This window comes from Pseudomonas moorei, assembly GCF_008801475.1.
Taxonomy (GTDB): Bacteria; Pseudomonadota; Gammaproteobacteria; order Pseudomonadales; family Pseudomonadaceae; genus Aquipseudomonas; species Aquipseudomonas moorei.
Genome location: NZ_VZPP01000005.1, coordinates 254,833 through 269,350, shown reverse-complemented (window position 1 = coordinate 269,350; position 14,518 = coordinate 254,833). Strand labels below are relative to the sequence as shown.

Here is a 14,518-nt window from a genome sequence, read left to right as displayed (position 1 = left end):
GTCAATTCACCAATTGGTTGAGGCTGAGAATCGGGAGCAGGATGGCCAGCACGATGAGCAGCACGACGCCGCCCATCAGCACGAGCATGGCGGGTTCGAACAGGCTCACCACCAGGGCGATGCGCGCTGCCAGGCTGCTTTCCTGTTGTTCGGCGGCGCGGGCCAGCATGCGGTCGAGTTCGCCGGCCCGTTCGCCACTGGCGATCATGTGCAGCATCATCGGCGGGATGTCGCCGCTCAGTTCCAGGCCACGGGTCAGGGTCCCGCCTTCGCGGACCGAGCGGGCCACGTCGGCCATGCGTGCGCGAATGGTCAGGTTGCCGATGACGGCAGCGGCGATTTCCAGGGCGTCGACCAGCGGCACTGCGCTTTTACCAAGGATGGCCAGGGTGCTGGCGAACCGCGCGGCTTCCATTGCCCGCAACACTTCGCCGATCACCGGCAGGTTCAGCATCAGGCGATGCCAACGCAGCTGCCAGGTCGGCTGACGCAGGCTCCAACGCCAGAGACCAACCACCATCGCGATCACGCCGAGCAACATCAGGCCATGGCTGCGCAATCCGTCACTGGCGCTGATCAGCGCTCGGGTCAGCCACGGCAATGCCTGACCGCTGTCGACAAAGATCTTCACCACGTCCGGCACCACGTAACCGAGCAGAAACCCGACGATCAGCACGCTGGCCAGCATCAGAATCGCCGGGTAGACCAAGGCCATCTGGATCTTTTGCCGCGAGGCCTGGCGGGCCTGGGTGTACGCGGCCAGTTGCTCCAGCACATGGCCCAGATGACCGGAGCGCTCACCCGCGGCGACCGTAGCGCGGAACAGTTCGGGGAAGGCCCTGGGGAATTGCGCCAACGCCGTGGCCAGCGCGTGCCCCTCCATCACTCGACTTCTGACGGCCGATAACAGCCCCGCCACCCGACGTTTGGCACTTTGCTTGGCCACCGCATCGAGGGCTTCCTCCAGCGGCAGACCCGCCTGGACCAACGTAGAGAGTTGCAGCGTCAGCAATGCCAGGTCAGCGGCACTCAAGCGGCCGCTGCCAAGGGACGACTTCGTACCCGCAGCGACCCGGATTTCACTCACATCACGGGGCCACAAGCCGCGCTCGCGTAACAACTGCCGGGCATGTCGAGGGCTGTCAGCCTCCAGCCGCCCCTTGCAAGGGCGGCCCTGGGCGTCGTCGGCGCGGTAATCGAAAGTCGGCATGCCTTAGTCCTCCCGAGTCACACGCAGTAACTCGTCGAGGCTGGTCAGGCCGTCGATCACCCGTTGCCGACCGTCCTGAAACAGACTGAGCGACGCCTTGCGCGCCTCGCCGAGCAATGCCTGCTCGCTGCCCCCCTGATGAATCAGCGCAGAAATGGCTGGCGTCACACTGATCAATTCGTAGATGCCGATGCGCCCGCGATAGCCGTGCTGGCACTGTTCACAGCCCACGGCCCGGAATAGCTGCAAGGGCGCCGTCGCGTCATGCCCCAGCCGCTGGCGGGTCGCTGCATCTGCGCGGTAAGGCGTCTTGCAATGCGGACACAAGGTGCGCAGCAGGCGTTGGGCCAGAATGCCCACCAGCGAAGACGCCAGCAGGTAGGCGTCGACGCCCATGTCGACCAGCCGCGTGACCGCGCCGACCGCGCTGTTGGTGTGCAATGTCGAGAGCACGAGATGACCGGTGAGCGAGGCCTGCACGGCGATTTCCGCCGTCTCGCGATCACGGATTTCGCCGACCATCACCACGTCCGGGTCCTGGCGCAGAATCGCCCGTAAACCGCGGGCGAAGGTCATGTCCACCTTCGGATTGACCGGCATCTGGCCGACGCCCGGCAGGTGATATTCGATGGGGTCTTCGACGGTGAGGATGTTGCGCGTCTGGTCGTTCAGGCTGCTCAACGCCGCGTACAGACTGGTGGTTTTTCCGGAACCGGTGGGCCCGGTGACCAGCAGGATGCCATGGGGTTTGCCGAGCAGTTCGCGCAGGGCCGCCAGGGTACTGTCCGGCATGCCCAGGCGCGGCAATTCGAGGCGCCCGGCCTGTTTGTCGAGCAGGCGCAGTACCACTCGCTCACCGTGCGCCGATGGCAGGGTCGAGACCCGCACATCCACTTCATGCCCGGCCAGCCGCAGGGCCATGCGGCCATCCTGGGGCACGCGCTTTTCAGCGATATCCAGCCGCGCCATGACCTTGATCCGCGACACCAGCAGGGTCGCCAGTTCACGCCGTGGCCGGAGCATTTCGCGCAATTGCCCGTCGACGCGCATGCGCACCGACAGGTACCGCTCGAAGGTTTCCAGGTGCACATCCGAGGCCTGTTCGCGTACGGCTTCGCTGAGCAGCGCGTTGATCAGACGAATGATCGGCGCATCGCCCTGCTGCTCCAGCAAATCGGCGGTTTGCGGCACCTGATCCACCAGGCTGAGCAAGTCCAGGTCGTCATCCAGTCCTTGGGCGACCTGTTCCGCCGCGCTCTGGCCTTCGCGGTACGCCGCCGCCAGACGTTCGGCAAATACTGGCGGTGGTAACAGTCGCAGCGGCAGTTCCCGAGCGCATAGCCGCCGCGCTTCGGCCAGCGCGGTGAGCGGCGTATCGGCACGCAGCGCCAGCCCCCACTCGTCACCGTCGCGCTCCAGCAAGACGCCGAAACGCCGGGCGAAACCGAACGGCAGCGGCTGGCAATCATCGTTCACGCCGGTCATGGCGTACTCGTCGCAGGCTTGCGCAGATCGAACAGCGGCGCGTCGGAAACCGGTTCGAACAACTGACGCGCATCGGCCGGCAACAACAACGAGTTGTTGCCCTGCGCCCCACGCTGACTCAAGTCATGCAGCGCGTTGTAACGCTGCCGGCTGACTTCAACCAGGTCTTCCTTGCTGCGCACGATGGTCGGTCGCAAGAACACCATCAGGTTGCTTTTGGTCTGGGTTTCCCGGTTCCACCGAAACAGTGCGCCGAGGTAGGGAATGTCGCGCAGCAGCGGCACACCGCTTTTCTGTGTGCGCACGCTGTCGCGGATCAGGCCGCCTATCACGATGATTTCGCCGTCGTCGGCCAGGATGGTGCTCTTGAGCGCTCGTTTGTTGGTGATCAGGTCCGAAGAGTCGATGCCCGATACCGAGGGCGCGATGTCGGAGACTTCCTGCTCGACTTCCAGGCGCAAGGTCGAGCCTTCATTGATGTACGGCTTGATCTTCAGGCTGATGCCCACGTCCTTGCGTTCGACCGTGGTGAACGGGTTATCCGCGCCGCTGCTGTTGGTGGCGTAGGAACCGGTTTTGAACGGCACGTTCTGGCCGACGATGATTTCCGCTTCCTGGTTGTCCAGCGTCAACAGGCTCGGCGTGGACAGCAGGTTGCTGCGGGTGTTGCTGGCCAGCGCGGAAATCAATGCGCCGAAACGGTCGCTTCCCAGACGCAAAAGCGCACCTTCGGGCGCTGATTTTTTCTCGTCGAACGTCAGGCCACCCACAATGGGAATGTCGGTGCCGGGGAAGTTGATGAAGCCTTTGGCATCACCGGTGTTCAGGCCCCACTGCACACCCACGGCTTCGGCGATGTCACCGGAGATTTCGACGATGGCCGCATGGATCAGCACCTGTGCACGCGGTTGATCCAACTGACGCACGATGCTTTCGATGGTCCTGACCTGCGCCGGCTCGGCGATCAACACCAGCGCGTTCTGGCTTTCATCAGCCTTGATCATGAATGTCGCACCGGAGGCCGTTTCCTTGCTGCCGCTCAGGGTCGGCGCGGCTTTGCGGCCCTGGCCCAGGGTTTCCAGAATTTCTGCCAGCTGCCTGGCGTCGCTGTGGCGCAGGCGGATCACCCGGGCGTTGTCAGGCAGCTCGGTGGCCGGGATGTCGAGGCGACGGGCGAGATCGGCCAGGCGTTGGCGAACGGCTGTCGGTCCAATGAGTATCAGGCGATTGGTTCGGCTATCGGCCAGCACCTGGATCGGCGTATCGGCAGTCCGCTTGCCCAGAGAGGCCTCCATGACCGGAGCCACGTCGCTGGCCAGGGCATGACGCAGTTGAACCACCGCATGCAGGCTGTTCTTTCCGGCATCCAGTTGCCGCACCACTTCGACAATTCGGTGCACATTGGCGGTCGTGTCCGTGATCACCAGCGCATTGGTCGATGCCGAAGGGCCGACATAGCCGTTGACCGACACCAGGGGCCGGACCAGGCCGGCAATGTCGTTGGCACTGCTGGTATTCAGCTCGATGACCCGGGTGACGAATTGCGAAGCCGTGGCATTTTTTGCCGAGCCGCTGGCGCGGGTCCTGGCCTCGGTCACCGGCGTAATGAGGATCCGGTCGCCCTCGTCGATCACCGTGAAGTTGTGGGCGTCCAACACCGAGTAGAACAACCGGCGAACGCCCTCACGGTCGAGGGCCTGACGGGACATCACCGTGATACGCCCGGAAACCCTGGGGTCCAGAACCACGGTGGTGCCGAGAATGGATGAGATTTCTTCGACAATGTCGCGCAGCTCGGCGTTGTTCATCGCCAACTGCCACTTTTCTTCCGCGGCCTGAAGTGCACCGGCAAGAGGCGCTGTCGCCAAAACGACAACGAGAAACATGGAACGCAAGGCTTGCGCGCCAGTGAAGCTGTTCATGGGCTTGATCACTCTGACGGCCCGGCAATCGGGCGTAGATAACGCGTAGAAATAACGGAAGGCTGTGCATCGACGGACGATTCGAATGGGCGCAGCAATCGCGCGGCAGGTGGTTGCAGCATCAACCGCTCCTCGCGCCCCTTGTTCCACAACACCACTTGATTGGCCTCGACGCGGCGCAGAACACTGCCACCGGGCAAGCGATCGCCCACTTGATACATGCGCGAGCCTTGGGCATCGGCCAGCAAGGCACGGGACAGGCCACTGCTGACGACGAAGCTGGCCTGCAGGGTCAGCGGTTCGGCGCTGGCGAGCAGCGCGGTTTGGGTCGTCAAGCCGAGCACGGTGGCCACAGCGGTGGCATCGAGAGCATGACCGAGGTTGGCGGGTGCTGGCGTTATGGTGGTCACTGTCAGGGGTGGCCGAGCGAAGAGTTCACGAAAGCGCCACTCCTGCCATGCCAGAAACACGGCGTAGCCCACCGGCAAAAGCAATAGGCCAACGTTGCGCAGGCGCCAACCGAAACGGGTAACCGTCATCAGTGAAAACGTCACGACTGGTTCACTTGATTTTCCAACGGAAGAGTTAGCCTTCAGACGACCTTCAAGGGGTCGCCTGAAGTACGGCGGCGGGACTTAGAGCTTGTTCCACGCCATGTGCCAGTGCACACCGACGCCCGGCTCATAGCCGTTGGCGGACGGGCTGAATTGCTTGCAGTAGCCCGACTCCGGGAACTGCTTGCATTCAAAGACTTCGTTGGTCTTTGGCTGCAGCACTTTGGTGCCAGCGGTGTAGCCGCTGATGCCTTCCGGGAACACGAAGTCATAGTCGGCACCGGCGCCTTCACCGGTCAGCTGGGTGGACTGGGTGTCCTGGCGAGTGGTCCGGCCATCCAGGGTGGTGCCCACCAGTGTCAGGGTGTGTTTGCCAGGGTTGCTGCGCACATCCAGGGTCAGCGATGTCGAACCGCTGTCGACCTGTGCCGAAGTGGAGCCGACCAGCTTGTTATGCTCGTCGTGCAGGGTCGCCTCGACGTTCATCTTGCGGTTGGAAATCATACTGAACTCGACCTTGGCCTGGCCTTTGTCCAGTACGTATTCCGCCTGCTGTGACGCCACCGACATGCGCGCGGCAGTGTCTTCCCTCATGTCCAGCTGCACTTCGTAGCGGATGACGCCACTTTCTTTCTGCGCATACAGGCTGTTCGTGCCCTTGACCGGCTCAATCGCGCCGTTTTCATCGCGAACGCCAGCCCGGACCAGTCTGTGAGCCTTGTTGATAGCCTCGGCCAGCTTGAACGACCAATTGTTTGGCGAGCCTTCTTCGGCGTTATCGATAGAGATTTCAACGCTGTAGTTCGAGCTCTCGCCATTGGCCGAGAAGGCACGGGCCTTGACCTTGTCACCCGCCAGCAATGGGGTCGAAGGCGCGATGCTGCCCACGGAAGACCAGCCGCCCGGCAACTCGGCCTCGGCAATGATGTTCACGTCCGCCGCGTTGTAAAACGCCGCATCGGTATCACCGACGGTCCAGATCGCCAGAATCACGTGGTGGCCGGATTTGTCGGCGGGGATGTTGCAATTGTGCTTGTCGGTGTTTGACGGCTTCTGATTACCGCCGTCGATGGTGCAGAACGGTGTGCTTTCGAAGGTGGCGCGTTTCAGCGCTTCATTCGGGTTCCAGTTGTTGCGGGTAATGAAGTACTCGTGCTTGGTGGCCGGGTGTACGGCCGTGTAATGCCATTGGAAATCGATGTTGCGATCCTTGATTTCCGTCAGGTGCCAACGCGTGGCGGACTGAGCGTCCATGGCAGAGAACAGCGAGTGACCGCCACTTGCGATCTTGCCGTCGACGGGGCCCTGCAAAGGAGCACCGCCGACACCGGCCGGGAAGCCCTTGAAGGTTTCGCCAACACTTTGTGGCTCGTATTGCGCACCGCCACAGTTGGTGTTCAAGCCTTTCTGGCAAGCCAGTGCACGGGAAGGCGGTACTTCCAGATAGCCGTGAGCGGAGGCACTTTGAGACGCCAACATTGCCGATAACAGGATCATTGAGGAAGTGCAGGCAGCCAACGCACTTCCCTTATAAGACGTATTTTTCATCAAATGAATTCCAGACTACTTATCGAAGATCAAGACGCGCAGAACAGGCGCCGATTTTTGCGACATTGCTCAGCGAGGGGCTGAGCAAGGGTCCGAAACCTTACTTGGATAAATTCGTTTGCTATGTAGGGAAAATCGCTGCTTAACGCAGGATCAGTCTCTATAAGCCTCTGTCCGACAAAGAATGAAAAAGCTCTTACAAGAAACTTCCCCCTCACTAAACGCAAAGTTGAAAGACATAAAAAAAGCCTGTCCGGCACCAGGCCGGACAGGCTTCTGATCATTGCGGAATCAATTACTCGTGATACTGCGCCGACAACTCATGCACCGCGCGCAGGAAGGCCCCCGCGTGTTCCGGGTCGACTTCCGGCGTGATGCCATGACCGAGGTTGAACACGTGACCACTGCCCTTGCCATAACTGGCGAGAATACGCCCGACTTCTGCGCGGATCGCTTCTGGCTTGGCGTAAAGCACGGTCGGGTCCATGTTGCCCTGCAGTGCGACTTTGCTGCCGACACGTTCACGGGCGTTGCCGATGTCGCAGGTCCAGTCCAGGCCCAATGCATCGGCGCCGGCGTCGGCAATGCTTTCCAGCCACAGGCCACCGTTCTTGGTGAACAGGATCACCGGCACCTTGCGACCTTCGTGCTCGCGGATCAGGCCGCTGACGATTTTGCGCATGTAGGCCAGGGAGAATTCCTGATAGGCCGCCGCCGACAGGTTGCCGCCCCAGGTGTCGAAGATCTGCACCGCTTGCGCACCGGCCATGATCTGGCCGTTGAGGTAGCTGGTGACCGACTGCGCCAGCTTGTCCAGCAGCAGGTGCATGGCTTGCGGGTTGTCGTAGAGCATGGCTTTGGTCTTGCGGAAGTCTTTCGACGAGCCGCCTTCGACCATGTAAGTCGCCAGGGTCCATGGACTGCCGGAGAAACCGATCAGCGGCACACGGCCGTTCAGTTCGCGGCGAATGGTGCTGACCGCGTCCATCACGTAGCCCAGGTCTTTCTGCGGATCGGGAATCGGCAGGGCTTCGATGTCGGCCAGGGTGCTGACGACTTTCTTGAAGCGCGGACCTTCGCCGGTTTCGAAGTACAGGCCTTGGCCCATGGCATCGGGGATGGTCAGGATGTCGGAAAAGAGGATCGCCGCATCCAGTTGTGGATAACGATCGAGCGGCTGCATCGTGACTTCGCAAGCGAACGACGGGTTCATGCACAGGCTCATGAAATCGCCGGCCTTGGCACGGCTGGCGCGGTACTCCGGCAGGTAGCGACCGGCCTGACGCATCATCCACACGGGCGTGACGTCTACGGGTTGCTTGAGCAGGGCGCGAAGGAAACGGTCGTTCTTCAGGGCAGTCATGTCGGCATCCGGAAAAAAAGTGCGGGCATTTTCTCAGAGCCGGGCGCAAAAGGCACGGATGCAGGTCAGCCTTTTGTCTATCGGGTCAATTTGTCGCGGTGAAATGCAGGCTTTGCAGCAGCACAAAACACTGTGGGAGCTGGCTTGCCGGCGATGCAGACACCTCGGTTTGTCAGGTAGACCGAGGTGATGCTATCGCTGGCAAGCCAGCTCCCACAGGTATTGCAGTGCCGTGTCTAACGAAGCTTAGACGCCCAGGTAATCCAGGATCCCTTCAGCCGCCGTGCGGCCTTCGAAAATCGCCGTCACCACCAGGTCGGAACCGCGGACCATATCACCACCGGCGAAGATCTTCGGGTTGCTGGTCTGGTGTTTGTACTGGCCCTGCTCAGGGGCCACTACGCGGCCCTGGCTGTCGGTCTGAATGCTGAACTGTTCGAACCACGGCGCCGGGCTCGGGCGGAAACCGAAAGCGATGACCACGGCATCGGCCGGGATGATCTCTTCGGAGCCCGGGATCGGCTCAGGGCTGCGACGGCCACGGGCGTCCGGTTCGCCGAGACGGGTCTCGACCACCTTCACGCCTTCGACCTTGTCTTCGCCGACGATGGCGATCGGCTGGCGGTTGTAGAGGAATTTCACCCCTTCTTCCTTGGCGTTCTTCACCTCTTTGCGCGAGCCCGGCATGTTCGCTTCGTCACGACGATAGGCACAGGTCACCGACTTGGCGCCCTGGCGGATCGACGTACGGTTGCAGTCCATCGCCGTGTCACCACCGCCCAGTACCACGACCTTCTTGCCTTTCATGTCGACGAAATCTTCCGGCGACTTTTCAAAGCCCAGGTTGCGGTTGACGTTGGCGATCAGGAAGTCCAGCGCGTCATACACGCCCGGCAGGTCCTCACCGGCAAAGCCGCCCTTCATGTAGGTGTAGGTGCCCATGCCCATGAAGACCGCATCGTATTCTTCGAGCAGTTGCTCCATGGTGATGTCCTTGCCCACCTCGGTGTTGAGGCGGAACTGGATGCCCATGCCGGTGAAGACTTCGCGGCGATTGCTCAGCACGGTCTTTTCCAGCTTGAACTCGGGGATGCCGAAGGTCAGCAGACCGCCGATTTCCGGGTTCTTGTCGAACACCACCGGGGTCACGCCACCGCGCACCAGCACGTCGGCACAACCCAGGCCCGCAGGACCCGCACCGATGATCGCGACACGCTTGCCGGTCGGCTTGACCTTGGACATGTCCGGGCGCCAACCCATGGCGAACGCGGTGTCGGTGATGTACTTCTCCACCGAACCGATGGTGACCGCGCCGAAACCGTCGTTAAGGGTGCAGGCACCCTCGCACAGACGATCCTGCGGGCACACCCGGCCGCAAACTTCCGGCAGGGTGTTGGTCTGGTGTGACAGCTCGGCGGCCTGGAGGATGTTGCCCTCGGCCACCAGTTTCAGCCAGTTGGGAATGAAGTTGTGCACCGGGCACTTCCATTCGCAATACGGGTTGCCGCAACCCAGGCAGCGGTGGGCCTGGTCGGCCGACTGCTGGGGTTTGAACGGTTCGTAGATTTCCACGAACTCTTTCTTGCGCTGACGCAACAGTTTCTTCTTCGGATCCTTGCGCCCGACCTCGATGAACTGGAAGTCATTATTCAGACGTTCAGCCATTGTTAAAACCTCATCAAACTCTTCAGGCGCATATCACTGCGGGTTGGCACGGGTGCTGGAAAGCAACGATTTCAGGGAGGCAGCCTTGGGCTTGACCAACCAGAAACGGCGCACGTAATCGTCGAGGTTTTCGGCGAGTTCACGACCCCACTCGCTGTCGGTTTCCTCGACGTACTCGTTCAGCACGCGCTGCAGGTGGCTGCGGTAGGCTTCCATCGCCTCGCCGCTGATCCGCTGGATTTCCACCAGTTCGTGGTTGACCCGGTCAACGAAAGTGTTGTCCTGGTCGAGCACGTAGGCGAAACCACCGGTCATGCCAGAACCGAAGTTGTAACCGGTCTTGCCCAGAACACAGACGAAACCACCGGTCATGTACTCGCAGCAGTGATCGCCAGTGCCTTCCACGACGGTGTGGGCACCGGAGTTACGCACGGCGAAACGCTCACCCGCGGTGCCGGCGGCGAACAGCTTGCCGCCAGTGGCGCCGTACAGGCAGGTGTTGCCGATGATGGCACTGTCCTGGGTCTTGTAGACGCTGCCCTTCGGCGGAACGATGACCAGCTTGCCACCGGTCATGCCTTTGCCGACGTAGTCGTTGGCATCGCCTTCCAGGTACATGTTCAGGCCTCCAGCGTTCCACACGCCGAAGCTCTGACCGGCAGTCCCTTTGAAACGGAACGTGATCGGTGCGTTGGCCATGCCCTGGTTGCCGTGCTTGCGGGCGATTTCACCGGAGATCCGCGCGCCGATGGAACGGTCGCAGTTGCAGATATCCAGGGCGAACTCGGCGCCGCTCAGGTCGTTGATCGCCGAAGTGGCCATGTCGACCATTTTCTCGGCCAGCAGGCCCTTGTCGAACGGCGGGTTACGGTCAACGCCACAGAACTGAGGCTTGTCAGCCGGCACGTGATCGCTGCCGAGCAACGGGGTCAGGTCCAGGTGATGCTGCTTGGCGGTCTGCCCCTCGATGATTTCCAGCAAGTCGGTACGGCCGATCAGCTCTTCGAGGGAGCGCACACCCAGCTTGGCCAGCCACTCACGGGTTTCTTCGGCGACGTAGGTGAAGAAGTTGACCACCATGTCGACGGTGCCGATGTAGTGATCCTTGCGCAGCTTCTCGTTCTGGGTCGCAACGCCGGTGGCGCAGTTGTTCAGGTGGCAGATGCGCAGGTATTTGCAGCCCAGGGCGATCATCGGCGCGGTGCCGAAGCCGAAGCTTTCAGCGCCGAGGATGGCCGCCTTGATCACGTCGAGGCCGGTTTTCAGGCCGCCATCGGTCTGTACCCGGACTTTGCCGCGCAGGTCGTTGCCGCGCAGGGTCTGGTGGGTTTCGGCCAGGCCGAGTTCCCACGGGGCGCCCGCGTATTTGATCGAGGTCAGCGGCGATGCACCGGTACCGCCGTCGTAGCCGGAGATGGTGATCAAGTCCGCGTAGGCCTTGGCCACACCGGCGGCGATGGTGCCGACGCCCGCTTCAGCCACCAGCTTCACCGAAACCAGCGCTTTCGGGTTGACTTGTTTGAGGTCGAAAATCAGCTGCGACAAGTCTTCGATCGAGTAGATGTCGTGGTGCGGCGGCGGCGAAATCAGGGTCACGCCCGGCACTGCATAACGCAGTTTGGCGATCAGACCGTTGACCTTGCCGCCCGGCAGTTGACCGCCCTCGCCCGGCTTGGCGCCCTGGGCAACCTTGATCTGCAGCACTTCGGCATTGACCAGGTATTCCGGGGTCACGCCAAAACGGCCAGTGGCAACCTGCTTGATTTTCGAGCTCTTGATGGTGCCGTAGCGCGCCGGGTCTTCGCCGCCTTCGCCGGAGTTGGAACGCGCACCGAGGCGGTTCATGGCTTCGGCCAGGGCTTCGTGAGCTTCCGGCGACAGGGCGCCCAGCGAGATACCCGCGGAGTCGAAGCGCTTGAGCACCGATTCCAGCGGTTCGATTTCGCTGATGTCCAGCGGCTTGTCGAGGGTTTTGACTTTCAGCAGGTCGCGGATCATCGACACCGGACGGTTATCCACCAGCGATGTGTATTCCTTGAACTTGCTGTAGTCGCCCTGCTGCACAGCGGCTTGCAGGGTGTTGACCACGTCCGGGTTGTACGCGTGATATTCGCCACCGTGGACGAACTTCAGCAGGCCGCCTTGCTGGATCGGCTTGCGCGGGCTCCAGGCTTCGGTGGCCAGGGCTTTCTGCTCGGCTTCGATGTCGACGAAACGCGCACCCTTGATGCGGCTTGGCACGCCACGGAAGCTCAGGTTGCAGACTTCCTCGGACAGGCCGATGGCTTCGAACAACTGCGCACCACGGTAAGACGTGATGGTCGAGATACCCATCTTCGACAGGATCTTGAGCAGGCCCTTGGTGATGCCTTTGCGGTAGTTCTTGAACACCTCGTAGAGGTCGCCCAGCACTTCACCGGTACGGATCAAGTCACCCAGCACTTCATAAGCCAGGAACGGATAAACGGCAGAGGCACCGAAACCGATCAACACGGCGAAGTGATGCGGATCACGGGCGGTCGCGGTTTCCACCAGGATGTTGGAGTCGCAACGCAGGCCTTTTTCGGTCAGGCGATGGTGCACCGCGCCAGTGGCCAGGGAAGCGTGGATCGGCAGCTTGCCCGGGGCGATGTGACGGTCACTCAGCACGACCTGGGTACGACCGGCGCGCACGGCTTCTTCAGCCTGATCGGCAACGTTGCGGATCGCCGCTTCGAGGCCGACGCTTTCGTCGTAGTTCAGATCGATGATCGCGCGCTCGAAGCCCGGACGATCGAGGTTCATCAGCGAGCGCCACTTGGCCGGGGAAATGACCGGCGAGCTGAGGATCACGCGCGAGGCGTGTTCCGGCGACTCCTGGAAAATGTTGCGCTCGGCACCGAGGCAGATTTCCAGCGACATGACGATGGCTTCACGCAGCGGGTCGATCGGCGGGTTGGTCACCTGCGCGAACTGCTGGCGGAAATAGTCGTACGGCGTGCGCACGCGCTGGGACAGCACGGCCATCGGCGTATCGTCGCCCATGGAGCCCACGGCTTCGTAGCCTTGCTCGCCGAGCGGACGCAGCACCTGGTCGCGCTCTTCGAACGTGACCTGGTACATCTTCATGTATTGCTTGAGCTGATCGACGTCGTAGAACGCCGAACCGTGGTCGTTGTCTTCCATGGTCGCCTGGATGCGCAGGGCGTTCTTGCGCAGCCATTGCTTGTACGGATGACGAGACTTCAGGCGGTTGTCGATGGCATCGGTGTCGAGGATCTGACCGGTTTCGGTGTCCACGGCAAAGATCTGGCCTGGGCCCACACGGCCCTTGGCGATCACGTCTTCAGGCTGGTAGTTCCAGACGCCGATTTCAGAGGCCAGGGTGATGAAGCCGTTCTTGGTGGTGACCCAGCGCGCCGGACGCAGACCGTTACGGTCGAGCAGGCACACCGCGTAGCGACCATCGGTCATGACCACGCCGGCCGGGCCGTCCCACGGCTCCATGTGCATCGAGTTGTATTCGTAGAACGCACGCAGATCCGGGTCCATGGTCTCGACGTTCTGCCACGCTGGCGGAATGATCATCCGCACGCCACGGAACAGGTCGATGCCACCGGTGACCATCAGCTCGAGCATGTTGTCCATGCTGGAGGAGTCGGAACCAACGCGGTTGACCAGCGGGCCGAGTTCTTCCAGGTCCATCAGATCGTTGGTGAACTTGGTGCGACGGGCCACGGCCCAGTTGCGGTTGCCGGTGATGGTGTTGATCTCGCCGTTGTGCGCCAGGAAGCGGAACGGTTGGGCCAGCGGCCATTTCGGCAGGGTGTTGGTGGAGAAGCGCTGGTGGAACACGCAAATCGAGGTTTGCAGGCGCTCATCGCTCAGGTCCGGATAGAAGGCGGTCAAGTCCGCCGGCATCATCAGGCCTTTATAAATGATGGTCTTGTGGGAAAAGCTGCAGACGTAGTGATCGACGTCGGCGGCGTTGGCCACGGACGAGCGACGACGGGAGGTGAACAGCTTAACGGCCATGTCCTGGTCGCTCAGGCCTTCACCGCCGATGAACACCTGCTCGATCTGCGGCAGACGCTCAAGGGCCAGGCGGCCGAGGACGCTGGTGTCGATCGGCACTTTGCGCCAGCCAACCAGCTGCAAGCCGGCGGCCAGGATCTCGCGGTTCATGTTCTCGCGAGCGGCTTCGGCTTTGACCGGGTCCTGGTTGAAGAAGACCATGCCCACGGCATATTGCTTGGGCAGGTCGACGCCGAACGTTTCCTGGGCGATGGCTCGCAGGAACACGTCCGGCTTTTGAATCAGCAGACCGCAACCGTCACCGGTCTTGCCGTCGGCATTAATCCCACCGCGGTGGGTCATGCAGGTCAGGGCCTCGATGGCCGTTTGCAATAGGGTATGACTGGGCTCGCCCTGCATGTGGGCTATCAGGCCGAAACCGCAGTTATCCTTGAATTCATCTGGTTGGTACAGACCTGCTTTCATAGACACTTTCTCACCAGGCTGCCTCTTATCGAGGCAAATTTCTTTTCAATTCAACCACTTACCATCCACGCCGAACGTGCGCCGGCTTTGCGGGGGCAAAAGGGAGGTCATTGTACACACCGACACTTAGCCTCACAAATTTGACGACGAAATGTCGCAAATCCATGTCGCATTTGTGAAAGGTTTAAAGCGATCTGCTGTGCTAGTCAAAACTTTTTTAATTTTGACCGCAACGACTCAAAGACTACTGTGACGCAGACACCACAAGGCACGCGGTCTGTAGAGACTGCGC

General features: G+C 61.5%; 8 protein-coding genes. All 8 read right to left on the bottom strand.

What is annotated here, in order from left to right; translation table 11 throughout:
- Position 1: 1 nt before the first annotated feature.
- The gene (gene gspF / locus F7R06_RS11460; protein WP_090328265.1) at positions 2 to 1,210 is read right to left on the bottom strand and encodes a type II secretion system inner membrane protein GspF; all 1,209 of its coding nucleotides are present in this window, start codon (positions 1,208 to 1,210) and stop codon (positions 2 to 4) included.
- A 3-nt stretch (positions 1,211 to 1,213) separates the two neighbouring features.
- Positions 1,214 to 2,695 (bottom strand): type II secretion system ATPase GspE, encoded by a 1,482-nt coding sequence (gene gspE, locus F7R06_RS11455; RefSeq protein ID WP_090328262.1) that lies wholly within the window; start codon positions 2,693 to 2,695, stop codon positions 1,214 to 1,216.
- Positions 2,692 to 4,617: a type II secretion system secretin GspD gene (gene gspD, locus F7R06_RS11450; RefSeq protein WP_090328260.1), complete on the bottom strand. Its 1,926-nt coding sequence runs from the start codon at positions 4,615 to 4,617 to the stop codon at positions 2,692 to 2,694. Before gspD ends, gspE begins: the two co-directional genes overlap by 4 nt.
- 8 nt (positions 4,618 to 4,625) lie before the next feature.
- Entirely contained in the window at positions 4,626 to 5,156 is a 531-nt protein-coding gene (locus F7R06_RS11445) for a type II secretion system protein N (RefSeq protein ID WP_090328258.1), read from the bottom strand.
- A 96-nt stretch (positions 5,157 to 5,252) separates the two neighbouring features.
- Entirely contained in the window at positions 5,253 to 6,719 is a 1,467-nt protein-coding gene (gene gbpA, locus F7R06_RS11440; RefSeq protein WP_090328255.1) for an N-acetylglucosamine-binding protein GbpA, read from the bottom strand.
- A 295-nt stretch (positions 6,720 to 7,014) separates the two neighbouring features.
- Positions 7,015 to 8,082 (bottom strand): uroporphyrinogen decarboxylase, encoded by a 1,068-nt coding sequence (gene hemE, locus F7R06_RS11435; protein ID WP_090328253.1) that lies wholly within the window; start codon positions 8,080 to 8,082, stop codon positions 7,015 to 7,017.
- 246 nt (positions 8,083 to 8,328) lie between these two features.
- A complete protein-coding gene (locus tag F7R06_RS11430) occupies positions 8,329 to 9,747 on the bottom strand; it encodes an FAD-dependent oxidoreductase (RefSeq protein ID WP_090328250.1) in 1,419 nt (472 codons plus the stop codon).
- A 33-nt stretch (positions 9,748 to 9,780) separates the two neighbouring features.
- Complete coding sequence (gene gltB / locus F7R06_RS11425) at positions 9,781 to 14,226, bottom strand: glutamate synthase large subunit (RefSeq protein ID WP_090328247.1); 4,446 nt, start codon at positions 14,224 to 14,226, stop codon at positions 9,781 to 9,783.
- Between the last annotated feature and the right edge of the window lie 292 nt (positions 14,227 to 14,518).

Excerpts from the sequence above, each read along its gene's own strand:
- gltB (WP_090328247.1), bottom strand. The coding sequence starts at position 14,226 with ATGAAAGCAGGTCTGTACCAACCAGATGAATTCAAGGATAACTGCGGT.
- F7R06_RS11430 (WP_090328250.1), bottom strand. The coding sequence starts at position 9,747 with ATGGCTGAACGTCTGAATAATGACTTCCAGTTCATCGAGGTCGGGCGC.
- gbpA (WP_090328255.1), bottom strand. The coding sequence starts at position 6,719 with ATGAAAAATACGTCTTATAAGGGAAGTGCGTTGGCTGCCTGCACTTCC.
- gspD (WP_090328260.1), bottom strand. The coding sequence starts at position 4,617 with ATGAACAGCTTCACTGGCGCGCAAGCCTTGCGTTCCATGTTTCTCGTT.
- hemE (WP_090328253.1), bottom strand. The coding sequence starts at position 8,082 with ATGACTGCCCTGAAGAACGACCGTTTCCTTCGCGCCCTGCTCAAGCAA.
- F7R06_RS11445 (WP_090328258.1), bottom strand. The coding sequence starts at position 5,156 with ATGACGGTTACCCGTTTCGGTTGGCGCCTGCGCAACGTTGGCCTATTG.
- gspE (WP_090328262.1), bottom strand. The coding sequence starts at position 2,695 with ATGACCGGCGTGAACGATGATTGCCAGCCGCTGCCGTTCGGTTTCGCC.
- gspF (WP_090328265.1), bottom strand. The coding sequence starts at position 1,210 with ATGCCGACTTTCGATTACCGCGCCGACGACGCCCAGGGCCGCCCTTGC.